The sequence below is a fragment of the Mycolicibacterium vaccae NBRC 14118 = CIP 105934 genome (assembly GCF_001552715.1).
Lineage (GTDB): Bacteria > Actinomycetota > Actinomycetes > Mycobacteriales > Mycobacteriaceae > Mycobacterium > Mycobacterium vaccae.
The window spans coordinates 1-3527 of record NZ_BCRS01000041.1; the positions used below are offsets into that span (position 1 = coordinate 1).

1 protein-coding gene and 1 pseudogene are annotated in these 3527 nt (G+C 65.2%); both read right to left on the minus strand.

Annotated elements, in window-relative coordinates; translation table 11 throughout:
• Positions 1 to 1745: Ig-like domain-containing protein (locus MVA01S_RS10330; protein WP_435405976.1), on the minus strand; the 1745-nt coding region annotated here is incomplete at its 3' end.
• Positions 1746 to 1821: 76 nt separating this feature from the next.
• A pseudogene (locus tag MVA01S_RS10335) lies at positions 1822 to 3527 on the minus strand (hypothetical protein); the annotation flags it as partial.

Below are 3527 nucleotides of genomic sequence, written 5' to 3' on the forward strand. Positions count from 1 at the left end.
TCCACCGACGACACGACCTTGACCGGGCTACCGCCCAACCGGAAGACCGGCAGACCACCCACCAACACCATCGGCGGCAGACCGACCACCGTCACAATCGCAGCGCCGGGAACCAGACTCTGCACACCTGTGTCATCGGTGACAGATATCGCCACGCCGCGCGGCAGCCCGCCCTTGGTCGCGGAGAAGGTAACCGCCAACAGTGCCTGCTCGTACTGTTGGGCTGTCGCGAGCCCCTCCAACGTCAGAGTCTTGGTCACCGCATCCCACGTCGCGGTGATCGGACTTCCGTCCGGAGCGACATAGTTCAGCAGGTCCCCGACCTGTCCCGACGTGGCGATCTTGATCGTGGCCTTGGAGATCCGGTCGGAGTCGGCATCGGCAATGATGGCCGACGAGAGCAGCTTTACCGGCGAGTCCCCGAGCTTGAAGACCGGCAACCCCCCGGTGACCACCGTCGGCGGCAGCTGAACGATGGGGTTGATCGTCACCGGAATGGTGACGGTCACGTTGTCCTTCTGTGCAAAACCGAAGAGCCTCGCGACACCGTGCAAGAACTTCTGGACGGAACCCAGTACGCCGGTGAGGTGTTCGGAATCGTCACGGATGATGACCTGGAAGCTGTCCTGGCGAGGCGTGCCGGTGACGATGGACGTCGGTGTATAGATGAACTTGCCGGTGATGAGGTCGCGCACCACAAGCCCGTACCGGGGCTGGATGATCTCGTAGGTCAGTGGATCGCCGTTGGGGTCGGTGGCGTTCAGGTCGATGAACAGCTGTCCGGGTAAGAGCTCTTCGACCGTGATCGGCCCGTAGATGGGCGTCTTGTTCGAGAACGTATGGGTGATCTGTCGCCGGACCCATGCCAGCAACGCGTCGAACCATGGTGCCTGCACCGGTGCATTCGGATTGGCGAACGGCGATACCACCGTCGACACCAACGCGGTGACCATGTCGACAGTTTCGGCTCCCTGCTCCGGAGGTGCGGAAACATGCGCGGCGGGCTCGACCACAGGCGCGACGACGTCGACAACTGCGACATCCCCCGACGATGCGGGTGCCTCGATCACTTCGTCGTCCACGACGAGCGACTCGTCGTCGGGAGCGGTCGCCTCCTCGACATCCCTGGCCGGGGCCCCGTCGCCGGTTGAGGGCTGTTCCGTCGGCATATCGTCGACGTCGACGTCTTCCTGCGACTCCTCGTCGGTCCCTTCCGAGAGCGGAGGAGTCTCCTCTTCGGGATCCGCATCCGTTCCGTCAGAGGGCTGTTCGTCCTCGTCCGGGTCGACATCGTCTTCATCCTCTACCGGTATGTCCTCGTCGGTATCGGAATCGCCGTCGTCTGCGGAGGTCTCGTCCGCATCGTGCTGCGGCGAGGGCGTTTGTGGCGAGGACTCCTCGGACTTGGGCCCGGCGACCGATGTGTCCGACTCGCCGTCCGCATACGCGACACCGCCATTGGCGACCGCAAGCCCGACGCCCAGCGAAACTGCCAGAGCGCCAACTCGTCCGATGTGCAGGGAGTATCGGGACGGCGCTCTGCGCGCATGCTTACCCGGCCCTCCGGGAGTGGGAGACCCCAGGAGATCCTTGGCCTCCCAGAAACCGGGGCCAGCAGGTGACTCGTCGTCACGCTGGACGCGGTGACGGGCCGGGTTTGCACACATATGCAGTCCTTCATCGTGCTTCGAGTGCGATCCCCTTGCGGGAATACAATTTCGACGGCCAAAGGGCCGCGTATCCACCGAAAGTGCGCCAGGTCGGCTCGTACCCGGCGGCCTATGGCCGCCGGGTACGAGCCGGAAATCTATCTGTGGTCGATCACCACACCGAGAGAGTCAGCAATCCTGCCGAACTCCGGACACCGGCATCGTCGGTCACTCGAACTGCCAAAGTCCTTGTGGTCCAACTACCGCCAGTCGCGGTGAAGGTGATCGCTTTCAACGCCGCTTCGTACTGCGCTTTGGTGGCGGTGCCGGACAACGTCAACGTCCTGGTACCCGCGTCGTAGCTGGCGGTGATCGGCACGCCCGCCAGCCCGCTGAACTGCAGCACGTCGCCGGATCGACCGAACAGAGTCACCTCGACGGTGGCGCGTGTCAGGTAGTCCGAGTCGGCGTCGACGATGTCGACCGCGGAGATAGGTTGCACCGGTTGCTTACCGACGGTGTACGACCGGCCGCCGAACGCGGTGACCAGCGGCGGCAGCGGGTTTCTGGCACCGGCGAGAACAATGCCGGAGGTCAGACTCTGCACACCTGTGTCGTCGCTGACGTCCACGGTGATGGTGCGGACGATGCCCACACCCTGGGTCGCCGAGAACGTCACCGCCTTGATCGCTGCCTCGTACTGCGCTTTGGTCGCAACACCGGACAGCGTCAGGGTCCGGGTGCCGGAATCCCACACTGCGGTGACCGGATTGCCCGCCGGCGCAACATAACCGAGGGTATCGCCGTTCTGGCCGAGAAGCGCGATCCTCAGCACCGCTTTGGACAGATAGGCCGAATCCCCGTCAGCGATGTCCACCCCGGAGACGAGCTTCACCGGCGCCGAACCGACGGTGTGGGTCGGCGCCCCGACCGGTGTGACCAGCGGCGGCAGCGACCATCGCACCCCGGCGAGAACCACGCCGGAGGTCAGGCTCTGCACCCCGGTGTCATCGGTGACGTCGATGGTGATGGTGCGTACGATTCCGGCACCCTGCGTCGCCGCGAACGTCACCGCTCTGATCGCTTCCTCGTACTGCGCCTTGGTCGCAACACCGGACAGAGTCAGGGTCCGCGCGGCGGCATTCCACGACCCGGTGACTGGATTACCGCTTGGCGCAACATAACCGAGGGTATCGCCGTTCTGGCCGAGCAGCGCTATCTTGAGCACGGCTTCGGACAGGTACTGTGAGTCGCCGTCAGCGATATCCACCGCCGCCACGACCTTGACCGGCGTGGAACCGAGCGTGTGGGTGGGCGCCCCCACCGGGGTCACCAACGGCGGCAACTGCGTGGCCAGCCAGACACCCACGGTCACGAATCCCGGCGCGATGTTGTCCACGCCGTCGGCGTCGGTGGCCGAGATCGTCACCCCGCGCGCCAACAGTGCGCCCTGGGTCGCCGCGAACGTGACCGCCTTGAGCGCCTCCTCATACTGCGCCTTGGTCGCCACCCCCGACAGCGTCAGCGTCTTGGTCTCGGCATCCCACGATCCGGTGATCGGATTACCCGAGGGCGCAACATAACCGAGCACGTCCCCGGACTGCGCGAACGTGGCGATCTTGAGCACCAGCTTCGACAACGACGATGAATCCCCATCGGCGATATCCACCGCCGAAACCAGCTTGACCGGGGCCTCGCCGAGGGTATAGCCCAGTCCTGGGAGAGGAGTCACCAGCGGGGGCAGGTGGAGTGCGGGCAGCACTGCGACGGCCACGAGCACCGGCGCGATGTTGTCCACGCCGTCGGCGTCGGTGGCCGAGATCGTCACCCCGCGCGCCAACAGTGCGCCCTGGGTCGCCGCGAACGTGACCGCCTTGA